The sequence below is a fragment of the Streptomyces sp. NPDC051136 genome, from assembly GCF_044455745.1.
Classification (GTDB): Bacteria; Actinomycetota; Actinomycetes; order Streptomycetales; family Streptomycetaceae; genus Streptomyces.
On the sequence record NZ_JBITFE010000002.1, the window covers coordinates 356,657 to 376,136 of the forward strand.

A 19,480-nucleotide genomic window follows, 5' to 3' on the forward strand; every position below is an offset into this window, starting at 1 on the left:
GCCCGTCTCACCAGGCAGGACGCCGGGCGGGAAGAAGGCGGGCGGACCGGCCCGGTCACCGCCCGGTCACGCCTCGGTTGCAGAGCGCCACGGGCGATTCCACGGTGGGTCCAAGATCCGACGCACCACCGAAAGGAACCCCCATGCGTCTGCCCGCACGGCGAATCGCCACCTCCGCCCTCTGCGCCGGCCTGCTGGTCGGCCTCTCCGGTCCGGCGGTGATGGCGGCCGACGGCGACTCGGTCCGGGAACGCACCCACGCGGCGTCCCACGCCCCCCTCCCCGACGCCGAGGAACTGCAGAACCAGGTCGCCGGCCTGGCCGGCCTCGGCGGAGTGCTCACACCGGTCACCGACCTGCTCACCGCCGTCCTCAAGGCCGACGGCGGCCAGCTCTCCGCCACGGACGCGGCCACGTTCTCCGACGCCGTCAAGGACGCCCTCGCCAAAGCGGACGCGGCGGACGCGGACGCCGACGACACGGCGACCACTCCGGACGCGACCACACCCGGCACGACCGCCCCGGGCACGACCGCCCCGGGCACGACCACTCCGGACGCGACCACTCCGGCCCAGCCGCCGGCCGTGACCGCGCCCGAGGCCGGGACCGACGACACGCCGGTCACCCTGCCCGCACCGGTCACGCTGCCCGCCCCGGCCGTGGCGCCCGCCGTGGCGCCCGTCGCAGCGCAGAGCGACGACGGCACCGCCGCCGCCCCCGACCTCTCCGCGAGCGCGCAGGCCGAACTGCAGAAGCGGATCGACGCCCTGGTCAAGGCCACCACCTCCGGCTCCGCCGACCAGGTGAGCCCGGCCGTCAAGGAGGTGATGACGGGCATCGTCAACGTCGTGGCCGCCACGATGGTCGGCAACGGTCTGCCCGCCGCCGACCTGGCCGGTCTGCCCGGCGTCCCCACCGCGCCGGAGGCCACCGCCCCCGAGGCGGCCACGCCGGAGGCCGCCGCACCGGCGAACCCCTCCTGACGCCGTCACCGGACGTCCCCGGGCCGTCGCGCCTCCCTCAGCGGAGCCGCGACGGCCTTCGCGTTTGTCCGGGCCACGGCCGTCCGGAGATCTCATATGTCTTCCGGACGGCGGAGTTTCCGGGTCCGCCGCAGGTCGTTAGGGAGGGCGTCAGCAATCCCTCCGGTGACACGGGTCCGCCACGGGTCGCCGAAGAAAGGAACACGATGAAGTCCCTCAAGGCCGCCGCCGTCGTCGCCGGTTCCCTGGTCGCCGCCGGTTCCGCCGTGCCCGCGTTCGCCTACGACGCCTCCGACGCCGCCGCCCTCACGCCCACCAGCCTCAACGGCGCCGTGAACGCGCTGACCGCGGAGCCCATCGACGTCATGCCGATCAAGCACCAGTCGGAGGCGCGGTCCGACGCGCTGGACACCGAGAACAAGGACTCCGTGCTGCACACGGTGAAGGGCGCGACCACCAAGCTGAACTCGGCGAGCGGCCTGCTGGGCGGCCTCCCGCTGGGCGGCTGAGCCACCGCGCGGCTCACCACGCCCCGCCACACCTCGCCTCCGCCCCGCCGCGCTCGCTCAGCTTCTCCGCTTCTCCGCTCCGACCTCGCTGTACCGTCCCGCCCCTTCTTCGCCTTCTCCCGTCTTCCCGAAGCCGTACCCCCCGCCTTCTCGAAAGGGACCGTGCCTGTCATGAAGCCGACCACCAGACGAACCCTGGCCGCCCTGGTCACCGGTGTGGCCGCCGCCGTGGGCGCCGCCGCGACCCCCGCCGCCGCGGCCGGTGCGATTCCCGTACCGGTGCCGCTGGGCGGCGCGGAGACGGCCCTCGGCATGGAACTGCCGGAGGTGGCCGGTGAGCTGCCCGTGCCGACCGCCGGCGCCCCCGAGGGCCCGCGGTACGTCGAGGGCCGGATGCTGCCGGAGCGGACCCTGCCGCAGCTGCCGGTGAGCGGCGGCCTGCCCGGCGTCGACCTGCGCCAGCCGCTGCCGCGCGTCCTCGGCGACGACTTCGACCACGCCGCCGTCGACGCCCCCGCCGCCGAACTGCGCACCCTGGCGCCGGGACTGTCCTTGGACGCCCCGCTCACCGCGCCGAACCCGGCGGCCCTGGGCCTGCCGTCGCCCAAGCTTCCCGAGGCCGGCCTGCTCGCCCCGGTGGTCCGGACGGTGCCGGTGGCCGACCTGGGCGTCGGGCCGGGGCTGTAGCCGTACCGGCCCGGCGACCTCGCCCGGCGCAGCGGCCGTGCTCCGACTGGCCCCGTGGCGGTGACCGCGGGGCCCGCCGATCGGTTAGCGGTGCGGACCGACGGAACCGGACGAGGAGTGAGCCATGGTCGTCAGCGCGGACACGAGAGCGAACGGCGCGGCTGCGGGCGGTGCGCAGCGGGCGGGGGAACACGAGATCACCGGGGAGGGCGCGACGGCGGGCGGGCCGGCGTCCGGCACCCGGCGGCAGTTGATGCGAGGGCTGCTCGCCCCGGCCCTGGCGGTCGGACTGGCACCGCTGATCGCCGCCTCCCGGCCCTCCCGGGCCACGGAGAGCGGCGGCACCGGGGACGCCGAGGACACCGGGGACTCCGGAGACGCGGGGTCCGCCGAGATCACCGGGGATGCCGGGGACGCCGGGGGGACTTCCTTCGACGAGACCTACCGCGGCCGGCGCATTCAGGGCATCCGCTCCGCCGCCGGGCGGGCCGTGGGCGCCGGCACCTGGCACGTCACGGTGGACGGCCGGCCGCTGCATCTGATGCGCCGGGCCGACGGCAGCTGGCTCAGCATGGTCGACCACTACCGGTCGTACCCCACGCCGCTCGCGGCGGCCCGTGGCGCCGTCGACGAACTCGGCCCCGGCGAGCACCTGCGCGACACGCCGTCAAGCGGCCACGACCAGCACTCCGGGGGGCGGCATGGCGTACACGCGTAAGGACGTCAGCACGCTGACCCGCACCGAGAAGCGGCGGTTCGTCAACGCGCTGCTGGAGATCAAACGCCGCGGCGAGTACGACGAGTTCGTGCGCGTCCACATCGAGTACTACGTCTCCGACGGCGAGAACGGACTGCGTACGGCGCACATGGCGCCGTCCTTCCTGCCCTGGCACCGTCGGTTCCTGCTGGACCTGGAGGAGGCGCTGCGCCGGGTGGACTCGTCGGTCACGGTGCCGTACTGGGACTGGACGAAGGACCGCGGCACCAAGTCGACCCCCTGGACGGCAGATCTGCTGGGCGGCACCGGTCGGCGCTCCGACCACCGGGTCACCACCGGCCCCTTCGCCCACGCCGGGGGTGACTGGACCCTCAAGGAGAACGTCACCGACACCGAGTACCTCACCCGGGACCTCGGACGCGCCGGCAATCCCCTCGCCCTGCCCACGAAGAAGGACCTCCAGTGGGCGCTGGACGACCCGAAGTACGACACCTCCCCCTACGACTCCACGGTCCGCAAGGGGTTCCGCAACAAGCTGGAGGGGTGGGGCACCGGCCGCGGCAGCGTCTCCTGGCGCAATCACAACCGCGTGCACCGCTGGGTCGGCGGGGCCATGGTCGGCGGCGCCTCCGTCAACGACCCGGTGTTCTGGCTGCACCACGCCTTCGTCGACCTCCAGTGGTCCCGCTGGCAGGCCCGCCACCGCGGCGCCCGGTACCTGCCCGCCGAGCCGCCCGCCCGGGGCAGCGCGCAGCGCGGTCGGATCGTCGCACGGCACGAGAAGCTGCCACCGTGGGACGTGACCCCGGACGAGCTGGAGGACGTGAGCCGGATCTACCGGTACGCCTGAGAGGGGCGGCGGGGCGGCGGGACGGCGGGGTGGCGGTACGCCTGAGCGGGGCGGCGGGGCGGCGGGTCCGGGACTTCGCGACGCGGCGGGATCTGGGACGGGACCCACGACGGCACCGGGGCGGGGCCCGAGACGGAAACGGAAGGAGCCCCGGCCGGGAAGGCCGGGGCTCCTCGGTGCCTGGCGGGGGATCAGCTGCCGTAGCCGCCGCTCTTGTCGTCGTCACCGTTGTCGCAGGTGTTGCCGAAGGCCGGGTTCAGCAGGCCGATCACGTCGATGGTGTTGCCGCAGACGTTCACCGGGATGTGGATCGGGACCTGGACGACGTTGCCGGACAGGACGCCGGGCGAACCGACGGCCGCGCCCGCCGCGCCCGCGTCCGCCATGGCCATGCCGGTGCCGCTGAGCACCACGGCACCGGCGCCGAGGGCGATGCCGGCGGCCTTCGCGATGCGAGACATCACGTTCTCCTTCTGACTCGGGGAGCGCGGCGGCTGGACGTGCCGCCGCACTGCCGGTTCAACGCACCCGGTCGCAGCGGGTCACGGGGGGAATGCGCCGATCACCCGTTTTGAACGCGCGTCGTCGGCGGCGGCGCCCGGCGGAAAACCGCTGCCGTGCGCACCAGTGGGTCCACTAGCCTCCAGGCATGCCGAACGACCGATCCGACTCGTCCGCCAAGGCCCCCGAACCGTCCGCGTCGGCCGCGCTGGCCGCCCTCTTCTCCGAGGAGGACCGGGTGCGGGCCTTCGCGGCCGTGGCGCTGGGCGCCGGTGACGCCGCGCAGGTGGCCCGGGCGGCCGGCCTCTCCGCGAAGGACACGGCCGGCGCGCTGCGCCGACTGCGGGACCAGGGCGTGGTGGTGTCCGGCCGCGACGGCGGACTCGTCGTCGCCCACGACCGTTTCAGGGAGCTGGCCCGCGCGGGACGCCCGGCACCGGAGGCGGCCCAGGACCCGTCCCTGACGGGTGACGACGGCCCGGCGGGCATCGTCGTGCGGACCTTCGTCAGGGACGGCCGGCTGGTCCGCCTCCCCGCCCGCTGGACGCGCAAGAAGGTGGTGCTGCGGCACATCGCCGAGCAGACCTTCGCGCCCGGCGTGGAGTACCCGGAGCGCACCGTCGACGAGAAGCTGCGCGCGTGGTGCGAGGACGGCGAGGTCGACCATGTGACGCTCCGGCGCCACCTGGTGGACCTCGGCCACCTGCGCCGGAGCGACGGCATCTACACGCGCCCGGCGGACGGAGCCAGGACGGACACCGCCTGAGCCGTCCCTACGCCCGAGCGGTCCCTACGCCGGACCCGGGCCGGCCGGGGGCACGGGCAGCCGCCGTACGGGGGAGCCGGCGAGGTAGGCGCCGATCGCTTCGACGGCCTGGCCGTAGTACGTGGCGTAGTTGGCGTGCGAGACATAGCCCAGATGGGGCGTGGCGAGCAGGCGCGGGGCGGTGCGCATCGGGTGCCCCGCGGGCAGCGGCTCGGTGTCGAAGACGTCCACGCCCGCGCCGGCGATACGGCCCTCGTGCAGCGCGGCGAGCAGCGCCTCCTGGTCGACGATCGCCGCGCGCGAGGTGTTGACCAGGTAGGCGGTCGGCTTGAGCAGGGCCAGTTCGGCGGGGCCGAGCAGACCGCGGGTGCGTTCGCCCAGCGCCAGGTGGACGGAGACGAAGTCGGCCTCGCGCAGGAGCTCTTCCTTGGAGGGGGCCAGTTCGACGCCGACCTCGTCGGCGCGCTCCCGGGTGAGGTTCTGGCTCCAGGCGCTCACCCGCATGCCGAAGGCCAGGCCGACCTGTGCCACCCGGCCGCCGATCTTGCCCAGGCCGAGCAGCCCGAGCCGGCGGCCGTGCAGGTCGGCGCCCACCGTCTGCTGCCAGGGGCCGCCCTCGCGCAGCCCGTTGCCCTCCTGGACGATGCCGCGGGCCAGGCCGAGCAGCAGGGCCCAGGTCAGCTCGACGGGCGGCGCCGAGGACGACGCCGTACCGCAGACGGTGACGCCGTGCGCCTCGGCGGCGGCGTAGTCGATCACGCTGTTGCGCATGCCGGAGGCGACGATCAGCTTCAGCCGGGGCAGGCGCGCGATCAGCGAACCGGGGAAGGCCACGCGTTCGCGCAACGTGACCACGATGTCGGCGTCGGCGAGTGCGGAGGCGAGAGCGTCCTCGTCCGCGAAGTGGGTGTCGTAGGAGACGATGTCGACCTGGTCCGCGAGCGGTGTCCAGTCGGCGATCTCGGTCGCCACCCGCTGAAAGTCGTCGAGCACCGCGCAGCGCAGTCGCACGTCGTCCGGTCCCTCCCGCCAAACGAGCGGTGGCGCCCCGGCGGGAGCCACGATCAAGGGCCGATCGTGCCACACCCGTTCCGGTCCGGGGAGGGGCACCCGGGTGCGCCCCTGGCGGGGGCGGAGGAGACCTCGCCCACGCTCGTCACCCGCCCGTGCGCGACGTCGCCGACGGACGGCGTGTCGGTGGCGCCCCCGGCAGGACTCGAACCTGCGGCCAAGCGCTTAGAAGGCGCCTGCTCTATCCACTGAGCTACGGGGGCCTGGTGTGGTGGTCTCGGTCGCGGTGCCCGGTGTGGGCCGGTCCGTGACCTCGCCGGGGACAAGGATAGGGCTCCCGGTTCCATGTCCCGGACGCTTCCCCTCCGTGGCTTGATGTGGAGGTTCGGTGAAGCGATCCCGATAATCGCAGGCAGTTACGAATCGTGCATCGCTTTTGGCGTCTCGCGCATCGGGTGTTGTCCACTCGTTATGCCTGGACTCCGCTCGCGTCCCGGTAGTCCCTTCCGTCCGGAGTGTCCGGTCGGCACGCAGACATGCTCATCATGCTCATATGCTTCAGAATTCCCTCAAAATTGGGCATTCTTCCCATGTGGTGACCTTGGACGTACGGCCTCAGCTGCTCGACGCACTCTCCGCCCTGCGCGACCGTGTCGCGGCCGCACGCTTCCCGCTGCCGCTGGCGGGGGCCCCACGCGCGCGTGCCAACCGCGACGAACTGCTCGCACAGCTCGACGACTACCTGATGCCCCGCCTCAAAGAGCCCGAGGCGCCGCTGCTCGCCGTGGTCGGCGGATCCACCGGCGCCGGCAAGTCGACCCTGGTGAACTCCCTCGTGGGGCGCCGGATCAGCGAGGCGGGTGTGCTGCGGCCCACGACCCGCACACCGGTCCTGGTGTGCCACCCGGAGGACCACCACTGGTTCAGCGGTATGCGGGTGCTGCCCGACCTCACGCGCGTGTGGGTGCCCCACCGGGACCCGGACGAGGACCTGCTGCTGCCCGGCGAGAACCCGGCGCGCGTGCTGCGGGTCGAGACCGCCGACACCCTGCCGCCCGGCATCGCCCTCCTCGACGCGCCCGACATCGACTCCCTCGTCGCCGACAACCGCGTCCTGGCGGCCGAGCTGATCTGCGCCGCCGACATCTGGGTGATGGTCACCACGGCCGCCCGGTACGCCGACGCGGTGCCCTGGCACCTGCTGCGCACCGCCAAGGAGTACGACGCCACCCTGGTCACGGTGCTCGACCGGGTGCCCCACCAGGTGGTGTCCGAGGTGTCGCGGCAGTACGCGGCACTGCTCACCAAGGCCGGGCTCGGCGACGTGCCCCGCTTCACCGTCCCCGAACTGCCCGAGTCGGCCTGGGGCGGAGGATTGCTGCCGGCCAGCGCCGTGGCGCCGCTGCGGGCCTGGCTCGTCCACCGGGCGCAGGAACTCGACGCCCGGCACGACGCCATGGCCCGTACGGCCCACGGCATCCTGGACTCGCTGAAGTCCCGGATGCCGGAGCTGGCAGGCGCCACCGCCGCGCAGTACGCCGCCGCGCTGCGGCTCACCGCCGCCGTCGACGGCGCCTACGACAGCGAGCACGCGCGCGTACGGGGGCGGTTGCAGGCGGGCGCGGTACTCGCCGGGGACGCGCTGAAGCGCTGGCGCGCCTTCCCCCTCGACTGCTCCCCGGAGGAACTGCTCGACTCGCTGGTGGAGAGCCTGAGCACCCTGCTGCTGTGCGCCGTCACCGCCGCCGACGAACGCGTCGACGGGGCCTGGCGCGACGAACCCGCCGCGGGCGCCCCCGAACTCGCGGCCCCCGCCCCCGCCCCGGAGAGCGCCGAGCACCGCATCGGAATGGCCGTACGGCGGTGGCGGCGCGAGCTGGAGGAGTACGCCGAGGAGGAGGTGCGCGAGCTGGACCGCAACCTCGCGCCGGACCCCGGCGTGGTGGCCGGCCTGGTCGCCACCGTGCTGCTGGGCGGGCGGCGCGCGCGGGCCGCCGGTGAGCGGCTCGCCGAGCGGATCGGCGCCCACGGCGCGCTTCGGCTGCGCGACCGGGGCGGGCGGCTGCTCGACGAAAGCGTCGACCGGGTCATGCACGCCGAACGTGAGCGCAGGCTGGCGCCGCTCGACAGCCTGGACGTGCACCCCGAACCGCAGGCAGAGCTGATCGCCGCGCTGTCCGTACTGCAGAAGGAGAGGTGACCGGTGACCGCCGTCACTGACCAGGACCCCACCGAGCACACCGAGCACACGGAGCCCACGGAGCACACGGAGCCCACAAAGCCCACGAAGTCCCCGGAGCATGCGGAGCCCACGGAGCACGGCGAGCACGGCGAGCACGGCGAGCACGGCGAGCACGTGGAGCGCGCCGAGCACGCGGATCGTGGTGAGGACGCGGGTCGTGGTGAGCGCACGGATCGTGGTGAGCGCAGGGTGAAGGAGGTGGCTCGTACGGGTAGGCCGGGCGATGCGGATGCTCGGGGCGGCCGGAGCGAGCGGGGCGGCCGGAGCGAGCGGGATGGCCGCGTTGAGCGGGACGGTCGGGGTGAACCGGACGGCCGCGGTGAGCGGGGCGGCTGGGGGCTGGTGGCCTCCGTCCGGACGGGGGCCGTCGGAGCCGAGGCCGCCCGTGAGGCCGCCCGCCACACGCGCGTGAAGCGCGTGACGGCCGCGGGGGTGAAGGACGCGGAGGCGTCGTCCCGCCGCGAGGGTGGCACCGGGCGGAGGGACGGGGCCGACGACCGCGGCGACCGCGGGGCAGGCCGAGGGAACCGCGGCGGCCGCGAGAACGGTGGCGATGACCGTAACCGTAGGGGTCGGGACGAGGGTTTGCCCACGGCTGTGTCGGCCGGTCCGGCGGGTGGTTCGGCGGGTGGTTCGGCGGGCACTTCGTCCACCGGTGCGTCGGGTGGTTCGGCCACGGGTCCGTCTGGCACTTCGTCCACCGGTCCGTCGGGTGGTTCGGCCACCGGTCCGTCGGGCGGTTCGTCCACCGGTCCGTCGGGCGGTTCGGCCGGTTCCGGGGACGGGGAGGGAGCCTGGGGCGACGGGCTGATCGCGCGGCGGGTGGACGAGAACGGCGGTGCGGAGCAGTACGCCGTCCTGCCGAGCAGGCCCGCCGCGTCCTCGGCCGCCCTGATGCCGCTCGCCTACGACGGGAACCTCAGGTCACGTCTGGACGCCCTGCGCGAACTGGTGGGCCTCTCCCGGACCCGGCTCGACAGCGGCACCCTGGCCGAGGCCGGCCGGGTCCTGGACGAGGCCGCCGCTCGGCGCAGGCTCTCCGGGCAGCACACCGTCGTCGCCATCGCCGGCGCGACGGGCAGCGGCAAGTCCCAACTGTTCAACACTCTCGCCGGGGTGACGATCTCCGAGACCGGCGCCCGCAGGCCGACCACCTCCGCTCCCATCGCGTGCAGTTGGAGCGACGGCGCGGCCAGTCTCCTCGACCGGCTCGGCATCCCCGGCCGGCTGCGCCGCCGTCCCCTCCAGCACCCGGACTCCGAATCGCCGCTGCGCGGCCTCGTCCTGATCGACCTGCCCGACCACGACTCGGCGGCCGTGCAGCACCGCGAGCAGGTGGACCGCATCCTGGCGCTGGTCGACGCCGTGATCTGGGTCGTCGACCCGGAGAAGTACGCCGACGCCCTGATCCACGAGCGGTATCTGCGGCCGATGGCGGGCCACGCCGAGGTCACCTTCGTCGTCCTCAACCAGGTCGACCGGCTTCCCGGCGAGGCCGCCGAGCAGGTCCTCGACGACCTGCGGCGCCTGCTCGACGAGGACGGCATCGCGCTGGGCGAGCACGGCGAACCCGGCGCGACCGTGCTCGCCCTGTCCGCGCTCACGGGGGAGGGTGTCGGAGAACTGCGCGAGACCCTCGGCCAGTTCGTCGCGGAGCGCCAGGCTCCGGCCCGCCGGATCGCGGCCGACGTGGACGCCGCCGCCCTGCACCTGCGTCCGGTGTATGTCACCGGGCGGCGCACCGGGCTCAGCGAGGAGGCGCGGGAGGAGTTCGCGGACCGGCTGGCCGACGCCGTGGGCGCCACCGCGGCGGGCGAGGCGGCCGAACGCGCCTGGCTGCGCAACGCCAACCGCGCGTGCGGAACGCCCTGGCTGCGGCTGTGGCGCTGGTACCACGACCGGCGCGATCCCGTCACGGGTCGGCTGTCGTCGCGCGCTCAGGCGGACGAGGAGGCCACGGCCCGTCAGCGCGTCGAGCACGCGGTGCGTACGGTCTCGGAGCAGGCATCGGCCGGACTGCCCGCGCCGTGGGCGCAGGCGATGCGCGAGGCGGCCGTCCGCGGCGCCCACGGGCTGCCCGAGGCCCTCGACGAGCTGGCGGTGCGCACCGGGATGCCGCCGGGGCGTCCGCCGCGGCCCGGATGGTGGCCGGTGGCCGTCCTCGCCCAGGCGACCATGACCCTGCACCAGGTGGTGGGCGGGCTGTGGCTGCTGGGCCAGATCATCGGCTTCGTGCCGCCGAACCTGGGCGTGCCGGTGCTGCTCATGCTGGCCGGCATCGTCGGCGGACCCCTCATCGAGTGGAGCTGCCGTCTGGCGGCCCGCGGCCCCGCCAAGCGCTACGGCCACGAGGCGGAACGCCTGCTGCGGGAGGCCGCCGCGGGGTGCGGCCGGGCCAGAGTGCTGGATCCGCTGGCGGCTGAGCTGCTGCGGTACCGCGAGGTGCGGGAGCAGTACGCGCGGGTCACGGGGGTGGGGGCGGCGGGGAGGTAGCGACGCGGGCCCGGTCGGCCGTCGGGGCCTGCCCGGCGTCGCGGCTGCGGGTTTCCCGGCGTCGGCGCGGCCAGGACGGCCAGGACGGCCAGGACGGCCGGGGCGGCCACACCACCACCCGTGTGGGTGGCGGAGTTCTCCACAGGTGCCGGGCCGGTCCACAGCCCCCGGCGGGCCCGGCCGTTCGCGGGCAGTCTGGCCTTCGCGGCGATCGCGAGGGACGCGGTCGCCCCGTGCCGTACGGGAGACGCCCGTACGGGAGGGAGGACTCGCGATGAACGAGACGATGATCTGCGCCGTGGGCAACGTGGCCACCCAGCCGGTCTTCCGGGAGCTGGCGAACGGACCGTCGGCCCGCTTCAGGCTCGCGGTCACCGCGCGCTACTGGGACCGTGAGAAGAGCGCCTGGACGGACGGTCACACCAACTTCTTCACGGTCTGGGCCAACCGGCAGCTCGCCACCAACGCCTCGGCCTCCCTGGCGGTGGGCGACCCCGTCGTCGTCCAGGGCAGGCTGAAGGTGCGCACCGACGTGCGCGAGGGGCAGAGCCGGACCTCGGCCGACATCGACGCGGTGGCGATCGGCCACGACCTCGCCCGCGGCACGGCGGCGTTCCGGCGCACCGGCAGGACGGAGGCGCCGGCCTCCCCGCCGCAGCCGGAGCCAAACTGGGAGACACCGGCGGCGGAACCGACGGCGGAGCAGGCCGGTCCGGCCTCCGAACAGCGCCCGGAGCCCGTCGCGGTGGCCTGACAGCGAGGTCGATCCGGAACCGCCCGGAGCACGGCTTATCGCCCCATGTGCCCGGCGCGAACCCGGGTGGATTTGTCGATAAGCCCTGCTCAGCGGCGCTCCAGGCGATAACGATTCCGATTCGGATCACCGCGCGGGCGGCGATCACCGCCGAGCCCGGTCCGTCACGTCCTTAGGATGCCGAACGAGCCTTGTGTGGCTGCTGATTCTGCTGGTGGGACCGTTCCCCCCACATCAACGGGTCCTGCTCGAAGGGGAATTTGGTGTTTTCTTCGCTCGCTGCGCCGTCTCTGCCCGGTCGAGGGGCGGTGCGTCTCGCCGCCGGTGTGCTGGTGTCCGCGCTCGCCGTCGCCGGTGCGGCGGCCGGTGCGGCTCCGGCCGCCGCCGCTGAGGACGGCGCGGCGGGAGGCCAGGGCGGGGCGACGGCCACCATAGGCGGCCTGAAGGCGCACGGCACCGCGGTCATCCACGGGCAGGACGGCGACCAGCAGGTGGCGGCCGGCCTGTTCGAGATGTCCGTCGAGGGCGGCGGCATGCTCCAGACGTACTGCGTCGACATCCAGAACCCGACGCAGAAGGACGCCAAGTACTTCGAAACGCCCTGGAGTTCCACGTCACTGGGCACCAACAAGGACGCCGGCCGTGTCCGCTGGATCCTGCAGAACAGCTACCCGCAGGTCAACGACCTGGCCGCGCTCGCGAAGAAGGCGGGCGTCCGCGGCGGGCTCACCGAGGAGGAGGCGGCGGCCGGTACCCAGGTCGCCATCTGGCGCTACTCGGACGACACGGACGTCGACGCCGTCGACCCGCGGGCCGAGCGGCTCGCCGACTACCTGGAGAAGAACGCCCGCGGCCTCGCCGAGCCCGCGGCGTCCCTCGCCCTGGACCCGCCCGCCGTGTCGGGCCGCCCCGGTGAGCGCCTCGGCCCGGTGACGGTCCACACCAACGCGGGCGGCGCGACGGTGACGCCGCCGCTGGGGGCCGCGGCCAAGGACGCGGTCCGCATCGTCGACAAGAAGGGCCGGCCCGTCACCGAGGTCACCGACGGCGCGCAGATCTTCTTCGACGTGCCCGAGACCGCGGAGGCCGGCACCGCCCAGCTGTCCGTCCAGGCGTCGACAACCGTGCCGGTCGGCCGGGCCTTGGCCTCCGAGAGCCGCAGCCAGACCCAGATCCTGGCCGGCTCCAGCGAGTCGACGGTCGCGGCGACGGCGACCGCCACCTGGGCCGCCGAGGGCCCGGTACCCGCCCTGTCCGCGAGGAAGAACTGCGCCGAGGGCACCCTCGACATCACCGCGCTCAACAAGGGCGACGAGCCGTTCACCTTCGAGCTCCTGGACACCGAGTACACCGTCGCCCCCGGCGAGACCCGCACGGTGCCGGTCCCCCTCCCCGAGGACCGCCCCTACGACTTCACCGTCCGGGGCCCGGCCGGCTTCGAGCAGCGCTTCACCGGCGTCCTGGACTGCCGCACCCAGAGCGCCGCTCTCGCCGACACCACCCACCCCCTCAGCGAACCGGCCCCGACCCAGCCCGTCACCGTCCCCCTCCACGACCCCAACCTCGCCGAAACCGGCAGCTCCGACGCCACCCCCCTGATCGGCGGCACGGCCATCGCCCTGGTCGTCACCGGCGGCGCGGTCCTGCTCCTCGTCCGCCGCAGGAACGAGCAGTAGTCCGCGCGGACCTGGCGGAGGGCGCCGAGGGTGGTCGAGTGGCGGCGAGGCTTGGAGGAGAAGGGGCCTCGGAACCGAGCATGTGCGCCCAGAACCATAGGCGCCGGTCCGGGTAGAGCGGGTCGAGCAGCTGCAGGCTCCGGTCAGGCGACGGGTGTGGGGGCGGTCGGCTCCACGGTCCTAAGGCTTGTCCCGTAGTCGCTGGTCGCGCGTTACGAAACGCCATCATGGCGGGGCGGCGGGGTCGTCACTGGGCCTCGACGCACAGGTCCCGGACGAACCAGTCGAGACGTGTGCCGTCCTCGCCGTACGTGTGCTTGCCGGGGATGAATCCCGCCCGCTGGGCGACTGCGGCAGATGCGGCGTTCTCCGGCTCTACCCGGATCACTGCCTCCTTCCCGCCGCGCCCCCTCCAGGACGGGTAGAGGCCGTAGGTGACATTCACCTGGTCGGGAGCCAAGCCCTTCGCTGCGAACCGCAGGTCGATCATCTCAGCCCGTCGCTGGCACTGCAGCCGCGCAAGCGGTTCCGCCGCGACGCCGTGCCCATCGTCGACGGCACCCTGATGCCCACCCGCGACCACAGCGTGGCCGAGCAGTCGAAGAACTACCGGTACTCCACCAACCACCAGGTCGTCATCGACGCCGACACCCGCCTGATCGTCGCGGTCGGCCGGCCGCTGCCGGGCAACCGCAACGACTGCAAGGCATGGGAGCTGTCCGGTGCGAAGGCCGCCGTTGGCAGAACCACGGTCATCGCGGACGGCGGCTACCGGGGCACCGGCCTGCTCACCCCGCACCACCGCGGCCAAGCCGAACTGCCCGCCTGGAAAGAGGAACACAACGCCTCGCACCGCAACGTCCATGCCCGCGTCGAGCACGCCTTCGCCCGCATGAAGAGCTGGAAGATCCTCCGCGACTGCCGCCTGAAAGGCGACGGCGTGCACCACGCCATGCTCGGCATCGCCCGCCTGCACAACCTCGCCCTCGCGGGATAATGGGCAAACGGCCAGGCCATCCGACACGTCAGAGCTCATTTACGGAACAAGCCTTAGGCAACCACTTCGGGGTGAGCCTCTAAGATCATGGGCCCAACGTCATGCTTCAGCGGACGGCTTCACAGACTGTCCGACTCGCCGGGCGCTTACGTGGCCATGATCACTCGCCACCGAAGCGGCTCCCGCCCAAAGCCGTTCTACCGACCTCTGGTGAAGCAGCCTGATCACTGGGCGCGATCAACCCGCGCTTGCTCACTGCAAGTCAGCCAGCTGTTCTGAGGGACCACTCCGTCAGGGAGTCATGCATCCGATGACAGTAAGTCTCCCGCTAGCCGCAAGACGCCTCCCGCATGCGATCTGATCCATTTGCTGCATGATGACTGCTCAGCTGAATTTGTATCTGCGAAGTTGCCATCAGCGTTAGAGTGTCGTTGGTGCGACTGCAGAAACTTCGGGGAAACGGCGGCCCACACCAGGCGGTGTGGGCCGCCATTGTCCCGCATATGGTTTTCACTACTTTGCGCCGAAGGTCTTCTCGTCGACTACCCATTGAGCCTGTTGGGACGGATTGCCTTCAGCGAAGGTGACACCGGTCAGCCGACCTTGAAAATCGAAGCGTCCGACATACCGTCCCACGGGACCATTGCTCCACGGGACTTGGAACGTGATTTCAGTGTCCGTTGCCCTGGCGTCCTTGAGGGGCCCCGAGACGCCATCGAAGCTGGCGTTGCCCTGGTCGGCGAAAGTGCCATTCTCATCCTGACCAGTGATCCGCATCTCAACCAGCGGACCGTTGCTTTGCTTCAGGTGCCAGGTTCCTGTGACATCCATGACCATGGCGCACCTCCCGTAGCTTGCTGTGCGATTAATTTCCAAGTTAGCGCGGGTGCCAAGTGGGTGCATCTCTAGGGCGAATTGGTCAAACGTGCAACTGTTATGAGGCCTGCTGTGTTTGGGTCGAGAGCGCAGGCCTACCCAGAAGCTCGTGCGCATTCGTCGTCACCAAGCTGACGCTTTACACGACGCCAGATCTGGTGGAGGCGTACCGCAAGTCCAACGAGACGTTCCTGGAGGCGTTTCTTCGGCGTCCAGTAGGTGCAACTAGCGCTTGCGGACTCCGGGGTGGAGAGCGACAGGCCGGGTCACGCACATCGGCGGACGTACTACAGCGGCGACGGTAGGTCCATGGAGACAGCGGACATCGTGGTCCCTGCGGCTCACTGCGAGATCGTCTATGAGATCCCAATCAACCGATAGCCATGCCTAAGGGTTGTCCCGTAACTACCGGCCGGTCGGGGCGGGAACTGCTGGGTCCGGTAGTCAGCAGAAGTCGAGCGGGACGCCCTTGTCCACGCAGCACTTCAAGACATCGATCAGCTGGCGGGTGTCATCGATACGCCGTTGGAGGACGGGATCGTCGGCGACTTGTGGCCGCTCGCCGATGATCGCTTCTAGCCGCGGCAGCATTGCCGCGCACTGAGCGGGTGCAAGGTCGCCGTCGTCGTCTGGATGGTTGAGCAGCGGCGCCAGCGTAGTGGTGATGCTGCTCCAGGCGCGCTTCCCACCGAAGCCGACCATCTCGGGAAGAGCGAATCCCTCGACTTGGGCCAGCCACTCCCTAAACAGATTGAACCCGTAGTGCGACCACGAGATGTCCGGGCTGGCCACGTCGTCGTCTGCAGGGCAGAGCATGAACCCCATCCATCGGCCTCCTTGCCTCGTTGGCGCCCATGCTCAACTGGACGGAGGGAGATCAGCAACTGAAATGATCTGTCGCATCCCCGGTGTGATCACGGCGTCTAACCCGTCTTGGATAGCGCCGTTCGCCGGGCTGAGCTCGCGCTACTTTCGCAAGTTGGTAACCGAGCTGCGCCGCGAGGGAGCAGATGCCGTCCGACGCGGCCGGCCTTGGAGCCTGCCGCTGGAGGACCGGGTCCTGCTGGTCGCGGCATACTGGCGTACCAACCTGACGTCGCGCCAGCTCGGGCCATTGTTCGGGATCTCGAGGTCCGCGGCCGACCGCATCATCGACCACCTCGCACCCCTTCTCGCGTTCCAGCCACGCCAACGGTTCCGTCCGGACACTGTCCTCATAGTGGACGGGACCCTGGTGCCCACACGTGACCACACGGTGGCCGAGCAGTCGAAGAACTACCGCTACTCCACCAACCACCAGGTCGTCATCGACACCGACACCCGACTCGTCGTCGTGGTCGGCAGGCCTCTACCCGGCATCCGTAACAACTGCAAGGCATGGGAGCTCTCCGGCGCGAAGGCCCCCGTCGGCCGTACAACCGTGATTGCCGACGGCGGCTACCGCGGCACCGGCCTGGTCATCCCACACCGCCGTGAACGCGGCCAGACCGAACTCCCAGCCTGGAAGGAGGAGCACAACACCTCCCACCGCAAGGTTCGTGCCCGCGTGGAGCACACCTTCGCCCACATGAAGGGCTGGAAGATCCTCCGCGACTGCCGCCTCGAGGGCGACGGCGTCCATCACGCCATGCTCGGCATCGCTCACCTCCACAACTCACCCTTGCTGGATAGACGAGGAGGCCACGCCAGAGCAGCCCGACTCAGCCGTTCGATCATTACGGGACAGGCCTTAGGGTTCGCCGTATGGCCGACGATGCTCTGTCCTGTCCCGAGTGCAGGCAGCCGTTGAAGTCGGGCGGTCTTGCGCTGGTCAAGAGAGACGACGACGGCCGGACGGCTTGCCGATCTCTGTGGCGGTGCGCTGATCGGCATACCTGGTGGCAGTGGGCGGACCGGCCGGAGGAGCCACTGGAAGTCTGCCCAGTTCCGCAGGTGTTCCGTTGATATCCTGCCCTAGCGTCAGCGGGCCCGTACTTCGTGGAGCCCGAGGTGTGTTCATCTCGGCGCGACGGCTTCGAGCCATTCGGCGAGCGCGGAGAAGTCGGCGCCATTGAGGCCCTTTGCCGGCTCGATCTGGTGCAGCAGTGACGGCCCGGTGTGGCTGGCGTCGACCCAGAGGCGGTCCATGGCGCTGATCTCGTCGTCGACCCAGATGAAGGATCGGCCGGCGGCCCACTCGACCATGGGACGAGTCTTCCAGTGGAGGCCCCGCGGGGTTCCTACTGCGTCGGCGTTCGGCCACTCCAGCACCGGCAGCCTTGGCAGGCCGATGCGCGGGGCGATTACTTCGTTCGCCTCTTCCATCCAGGTCGTCGCCCACACGAGCTGGCAGCCCAGAGCAATGAGGCGCTCCCCGATGCCGGGGTCGAGTCGGGCCAGCAACGGGTTCCCCTCGTCGACGGTCGTCGAGGAGGCGGCAGCGACCTCCGAATGGCCAGCCGACGACCCGAACGGGATCAGTGGGCCGTCCACGTCGAGGAAGAGGAGAGGGCGCTCCGGTGCGCTGGTCACGGCAGCACCGTAGCCCTGCGCAGCGGGGGAGCGGCACCCTCGGGCTGGGCCGTCCCTGGGCCGTGCGAGGGTGACCGAGGCCGATCGGCGGCGACCGGCAGTGACAGGTGAGGCTCCGGGGGCATCCAGGAAAGGCCAGGTCAGGAGCCCCGCCCGGAACGCGTTTCCGCCCAGGGGTGGCGGTGCGGCAAGATGGGGTGTATCTGCCCACTGCCTGATCAAGCTGCCGGACGGTTTCTCTTGGCTGAGTACATTTACACCATGCGCAAGGCGCGCAAGGCGCACGGCGACAAGGTGATCCTTGATGACGTCACCCTGAGCTTCCTGCCCGGCGCGAAGATCGGTGTGGTCGGTCCGAACGGTGCCGGTAAGTCGACCGTTCTGAAGATCATGGCGGGGCTGGAGCAGCCCTCCAACGGCGACGCGTTCCTGTCCCCGGGGTACACCGTGGGCATCCTGCTGCAGGAGCCCCCGCTGAACGAGGAGAAGACCGTCCTGGAGAACGTCCAGGAGGGTGTCGCCGAGGTCAAGGGCAAGCTCGACCGGTTCAACGAGATCGCCGAGCAGATGGCGACCGACTACTCGGACGTGCTTCTCGAGGAGATGGGCAAGCTCCAGGAGGAGCTGGACCACGCCAACGCCTGGGACCTCGACGCCCAGCTGGAGCAGGCCATGGACGCGCTGGGCTGCCCGCCCGGCGACTGGCCCGTGGTGAACCTCTCCGGTGGTGAGAAGCGACGGGTGGCGCTGTGCAAGCTGCTGCTCGAGGCGCCCGACCTGCTGCTGCTCGACGAGCCCACCAACCATCTCGACGCCGAGTCGGTGAACTGGCTGGAGCAGCACCTCGCCAAGTACGAGGGCACCGTCGTGGCCGTGACCCACGACCGGTACTTCCTGGACAACGTCGCCGGCTGGATCTGCGAGGTCGACCGCGGCCGCCTGCACGGCTACGAGGGCAACTACTCCAAGTACCTGGAGACCAAGGCCACCCGCCTCAAGGTCGAGGGCCAGAAGGACGCCAAGCGGCAGAAGCGCCTCAAGGACGAGCTGGAGTGGGTGCGCTCCAACGCCAAGGGGCGCCAGGCCAAGTCCAAGGCGCGTCTCGCCCGGTACGAGGAGATGGCCGCCGAGGCCGACAAGATGCGGAAGCTGGACTTCGAGGAGATCCAGATCCCGCCGGGCCCGCGGCTCGGCAACGTCGTCGTCGAGGTGAACAACCTCAGCAAGGCCTTCGGGGAGAAGGTCCTCATCGACGACCTCTCCTTCACGCTGCCGCGCAACGGCATCGTCGGGGTCATCGGTCCCAACGGCGCCGGCAAGACCACCCTGTTCAAGATGATCCAGGGCCTGGAGGAGCCGGACTCCGGCGACATCAAGGTCGGCGAGACCGTCAAGATCTCCTACGTCGACCAGAGCCGCGAGCACATCGACCCGAAGAAGACGCTGTGGGCCGTCGTCTCCGACGAGCTGGACTACATCAACGTCGGTCAGGTCGAGATGCCCTCCCGCGCCTACGTCTCCGCCTTCGGGTTCAAGGGGCCGGACCAGCAGAAGGCGGCCGGGGTCCTCTCCGGCGGTGAGCGCAACCGGCTGAACCTCGCCCTCACCCTCAAGCAGGGCGGCAACCTGCTGCTCCTCGACGAGCCGACCAACGACCTCGACGTCGAGACGCTCTCCAGCCTGGAGAACGCCCTCCTCGAGTTCCCCGGGTGCGCCGTGGTCGTCTCCCACGACCGGTGGTTCCTGGACCGGGTCGCCACCCACATCCTCGCCTACGAGGGCGAGTCCAAGTGGTTCTGGTTCGAGGGCAACTTCGAGTCGTACGAGAAGAACAAGGTCGAGCGGCTGGGCGCGGACGCGGCCCGTCCGCACCGCGCCACCTACAAGAAGCTGACCCGGGGCTGAT

General features: G+C 71.5%; 17 protein-coding genes, 1 tRNA gene and 4 pseudogenes. 14 read left to right on the forward strand and 8 right to left on the reverse strand.

Annotated elements, in window-relative coordinates; all coding sequences use genetic code 11:
- The first annotated feature begins 143 nt into the window (after positions 1-143).
- The 5 genes from ACIBCJ_RS07175 to ACIBCJ_RS07195 all read left to right on the forward strand — a co-directional run bounded on the left by ACIBCJ_RS07175 (position 144) and on the right by ACIBCJ_RS07195 (position 3,747).
- Complete coding sequence (locus tag ACIBCJ_RS07175; protein WP_362503895.1) at positions 144-983, forward strand: hypothetical protein; 840 nt, start codon at positions 144-146, stop codon at positions 981-983.
- Positions 984-1,189: 206 nt separating this feature from the next.
- Positions 1,190-1,492: a hypothetical protein gene (locus ACIBCJ_RS07180; protein ID WP_052838084.1), complete on the forward strand. Its 303-nt coding sequence runs from the start codon at positions 1,190-1,192 to the stop codon at positions 1,490-1,492.
- A 171-nt stretch (positions 1,493-1,663) separates the two neighbouring features.
- Positions 1,664-2,179 (forward strand): hypothetical protein, encoded by a 516-nt coding sequence (locus ACIBCJ_RS07185; protein WP_362094993.1) that lies wholly within the window; start codon positions 1,664-1,666, stop codon positions 2,177-2,179.
- Positions 2,180-2,303: 124 nt separating this feature from the next.
- Positions 2,304-2,897 (forward strand): tyrosinase cofactor, encoded by a 594-nt coding sequence (locus ACIBCJ_RS07190; protein WP_365979074.1) that lies wholly within the window; start codon positions 2,304-2,306, stop codon positions 2,895-2,897.
- Entirely contained in the window at positions 2,881-3,747 is an 867-nt protein-coding gene (locus ACIBCJ_RS07195) for a tyrosinase family protein (protein WP_362094999.1), read from the forward strand. The genes ACIBCJ_RS07190 and ACIBCJ_RS07195 overlap by 17 nt, the downstream gene beginning before the upstream one ends.
- A 191-nt stretch (positions 3,748-3,938) precedes the next feature.
- On the opposite strand, the gene chpF is transcribed toward ACIBCJ_RS07195, so the two are convergent.
- On the reverse strand, positions 3,939-4,208 hold the full coding sequence (chpF, locus tag ACIBCJ_RS07200) for a chaplin ChpF (protein ID WP_362503901.1): 270 nt from the start codon (positions 4,206-4,208) through the stop codon (positions 3,939-3,941).
- A gap of 188 nt (positions 4,209-4,396) precedes the next feature.
- Here chpF and ACIBCJ_RS07205 point away from each other — a divergent pair, with 188 nt between their 5' ends.
- Positions 4,397-5,014 (forward strand): DUF2087 domain-containing protein, encoded by a 618-nt coding sequence (locus ACIBCJ_RS07205; RefSeq protein ID WP_362095005.1) that lies wholly within the window; start codon positions 4,397-4,399, stop codon positions 5,012-5,014.
- Between the two features lie 24 nt (positions 5,015-5,038).
- Here the strand turns inward: ACIBCJ_RS07205 and ACIBCJ_RS07210 are convergent, their stop codons facing one another.
- Positions 5,039-6,025 (reverse strand): D-2-hydroxyacid dehydrogenase family protein, encoded by a 987-nt coding sequence (locus ACIBCJ_RS07210; protein ID WP_365979275.1) that lies wholly within the window; start codon positions 6,023-6,025, stop codon positions 5,039-5,041.
- Positions 6,026-6,212: 187 nt separating this feature from the next.
- A tRNA-Arg gene (locus tag ACIBCJ_RS07215) sits at positions 6,213-6,288 on the reverse strand.
- 329 nt (positions 6,289-6,617) lie between these two features.
- Between ACIBCJ_RS07215 and ACIBCJ_RS07220 the strand changes: the two genes are divergently transcribed.
- From ACIBCJ_RS07220 to ACIBCJ_RS07235, 4 genes are all read left to right on the forward strand, one after another.
- A complete protein-coding gene (locus ACIBCJ_RS07220) occupies positions 6,618-8,225 on the forward strand; it encodes a dynamin family protein (protein WP_362095008.1) in 1,608 nt (535 codons plus the stop codon).
- Positions 8,226-8,228: 3 nt separating this feature from the next.
- On the forward strand, positions 8,229-10,760 hold the full coding sequence (locus ACIBCJ_RS07225) for a GTPase (protein ID WP_399281992.1): 2,532 nt from the start codon (positions 8,229-8,231) through the stop codon (positions 10,758-10,760).
- Between the two features lie 274 nt (positions 10,761-11,034).
- On the forward strand, positions 11,035-11,514 hold the full coding sequence (locus ACIBCJ_RS07230; RefSeq protein ID WP_362095011.1) for a single-stranded DNA-binding protein: 480 nt from the start codon (positions 11,035-11,037) through the stop codon (positions 11,512-11,514).
- Between the two features lie 263 nt (positions 11,515-11,777).
- Positions 11,778-13,190, forward strand: coding sequence for a Cys-Gln thioester bond-forming surface protein (locus ACIBCJ_RS07235; protein ID WP_365979075.1), 1,413 nt, complete (start codon positions 11,778-11,780; stop codon positions 13,188-13,190).
- Here ACIBCJ_RS07235 and ACIBCJ_RS07240 read toward each other — a convergent pair.
- Positions 13,187-13,349, reverse strand: a pseudogene (locus ACIBCJ_RS07240) (replication initiator); the annotation flags it as partial. The gene ACIBCJ_RS07235 and the pseudogene ACIBCJ_RS07240 overlap by 4 nt on opposite strands.
- Positions 13,350-13,437: 88 nt before the next feature.
- On the reverse strand, positions 13,438-13,578 hold the full coding sequence (locus ACIBCJ_RS07245) for a hypothetical protein (protein WP_365979285.1): 141 nt from the start codon (positions 13,576-13,578) through the stop codon (positions 13,438-13,440).
- 93 nt (positions 13,579-13,671) lie between these two features.
- Here ACIBCJ_RS07245 and ACIBCJ_RS07250 point away from each other — a divergent pair.
- Positions 13,672-14,187 (forward strand): annotated as a pseudogene (locus tag ACIBCJ_RS07250) (transposase); the annotation flags it as partial.
- A gap of 513 nt (positions 14,188-14,700) precedes the next feature.
- On the opposite strand, the gene ACIBCJ_RS07255 reads toward ACIBCJ_RS07250, so the two are convergent.
- Complete coding sequence (locus ACIBCJ_RS07255) at positions 14,701-15,024, reverse strand: hypothetical protein (RefSeq protein ID WP_365979076.1); 324 nt, start codon at positions 15,022-15,024, stop codon at positions 14,701-14,703.
- 315 nt (positions 15,025-15,339) lie between these two features.
- Here ACIBCJ_RS07255 and ACIBCJ_RS07260 point away from each other — a divergent pair.
- Positions 15,340-15,444, forward strand: a pseudogene (locus ACIBCJ_RS07260) (GntR family transcriptional regulator); the annotation flags it as partial.
- A gap of 63 nt (positions 15,445-15,507) precedes the next feature.
- Here the strand turns inward: ACIBCJ_RS07260 and ACIBCJ_RS07265 are convergent.
- The gene (locus ACIBCJ_RS07265) at positions 15,508-15,888 is read right to left on the reverse strand and encodes a hypothetical protein (RefSeq protein ID WP_365979077.1); all 381 of its coding nucleotides are present in this window, start codon (positions 15,886-15,888) and stop codon (positions 15,508-15,510) included.
- A 76-nt stretch (positions 15,889-15,964) separates the two neighbouring features.
- On the opposite strand from ACIBCJ_RS07265, the pseudogene ACIBCJ_RS07270 reads away from it, so the two are divergent.
- Positions 15,965-16,732, forward strand: a pseudogene (locus ACIBCJ_RS07270) (transposase); the annotation flags it as partial.
- 326 nt (positions 16,733-17,058) lie between these two features.
- On the opposite strand, the gene ACIBCJ_RS07275 reads toward ACIBCJ_RS07270, so the two are convergent.
- Positions 17,059-17,574 carry an HAD domain-containing protein gene (locus ACIBCJ_RS07275; RefSeq protein ID WP_365979078.1) on the reverse strand — a complete coding sequence of 172 codons (516 nt, stop codon included), beginning with the start codon at positions 17,572-17,574 and terminating at the stop codon, positions 17,059-17,061.
- Between the two features lie 240 nt (positions 17,575-17,814).
- Between ACIBCJ_RS07275 and ettA the strand changes: the two genes are divergently transcribed.
- Positions 17,815-19,479 carry an energy-dependent translational throttle protein EttA gene (gene ettA / locus ACIBCJ_RS07280; RefSeq protein ID WP_365979079.1) on the forward strand — a complete coding sequence of 555 codons (1,665 nt, stop codon included), beginning with the start codon at positions 17,815-17,817 and terminating at the stop codon, positions 19,477-19,479.
- Position 19,480 lies beyond the last annotated feature (1 nt).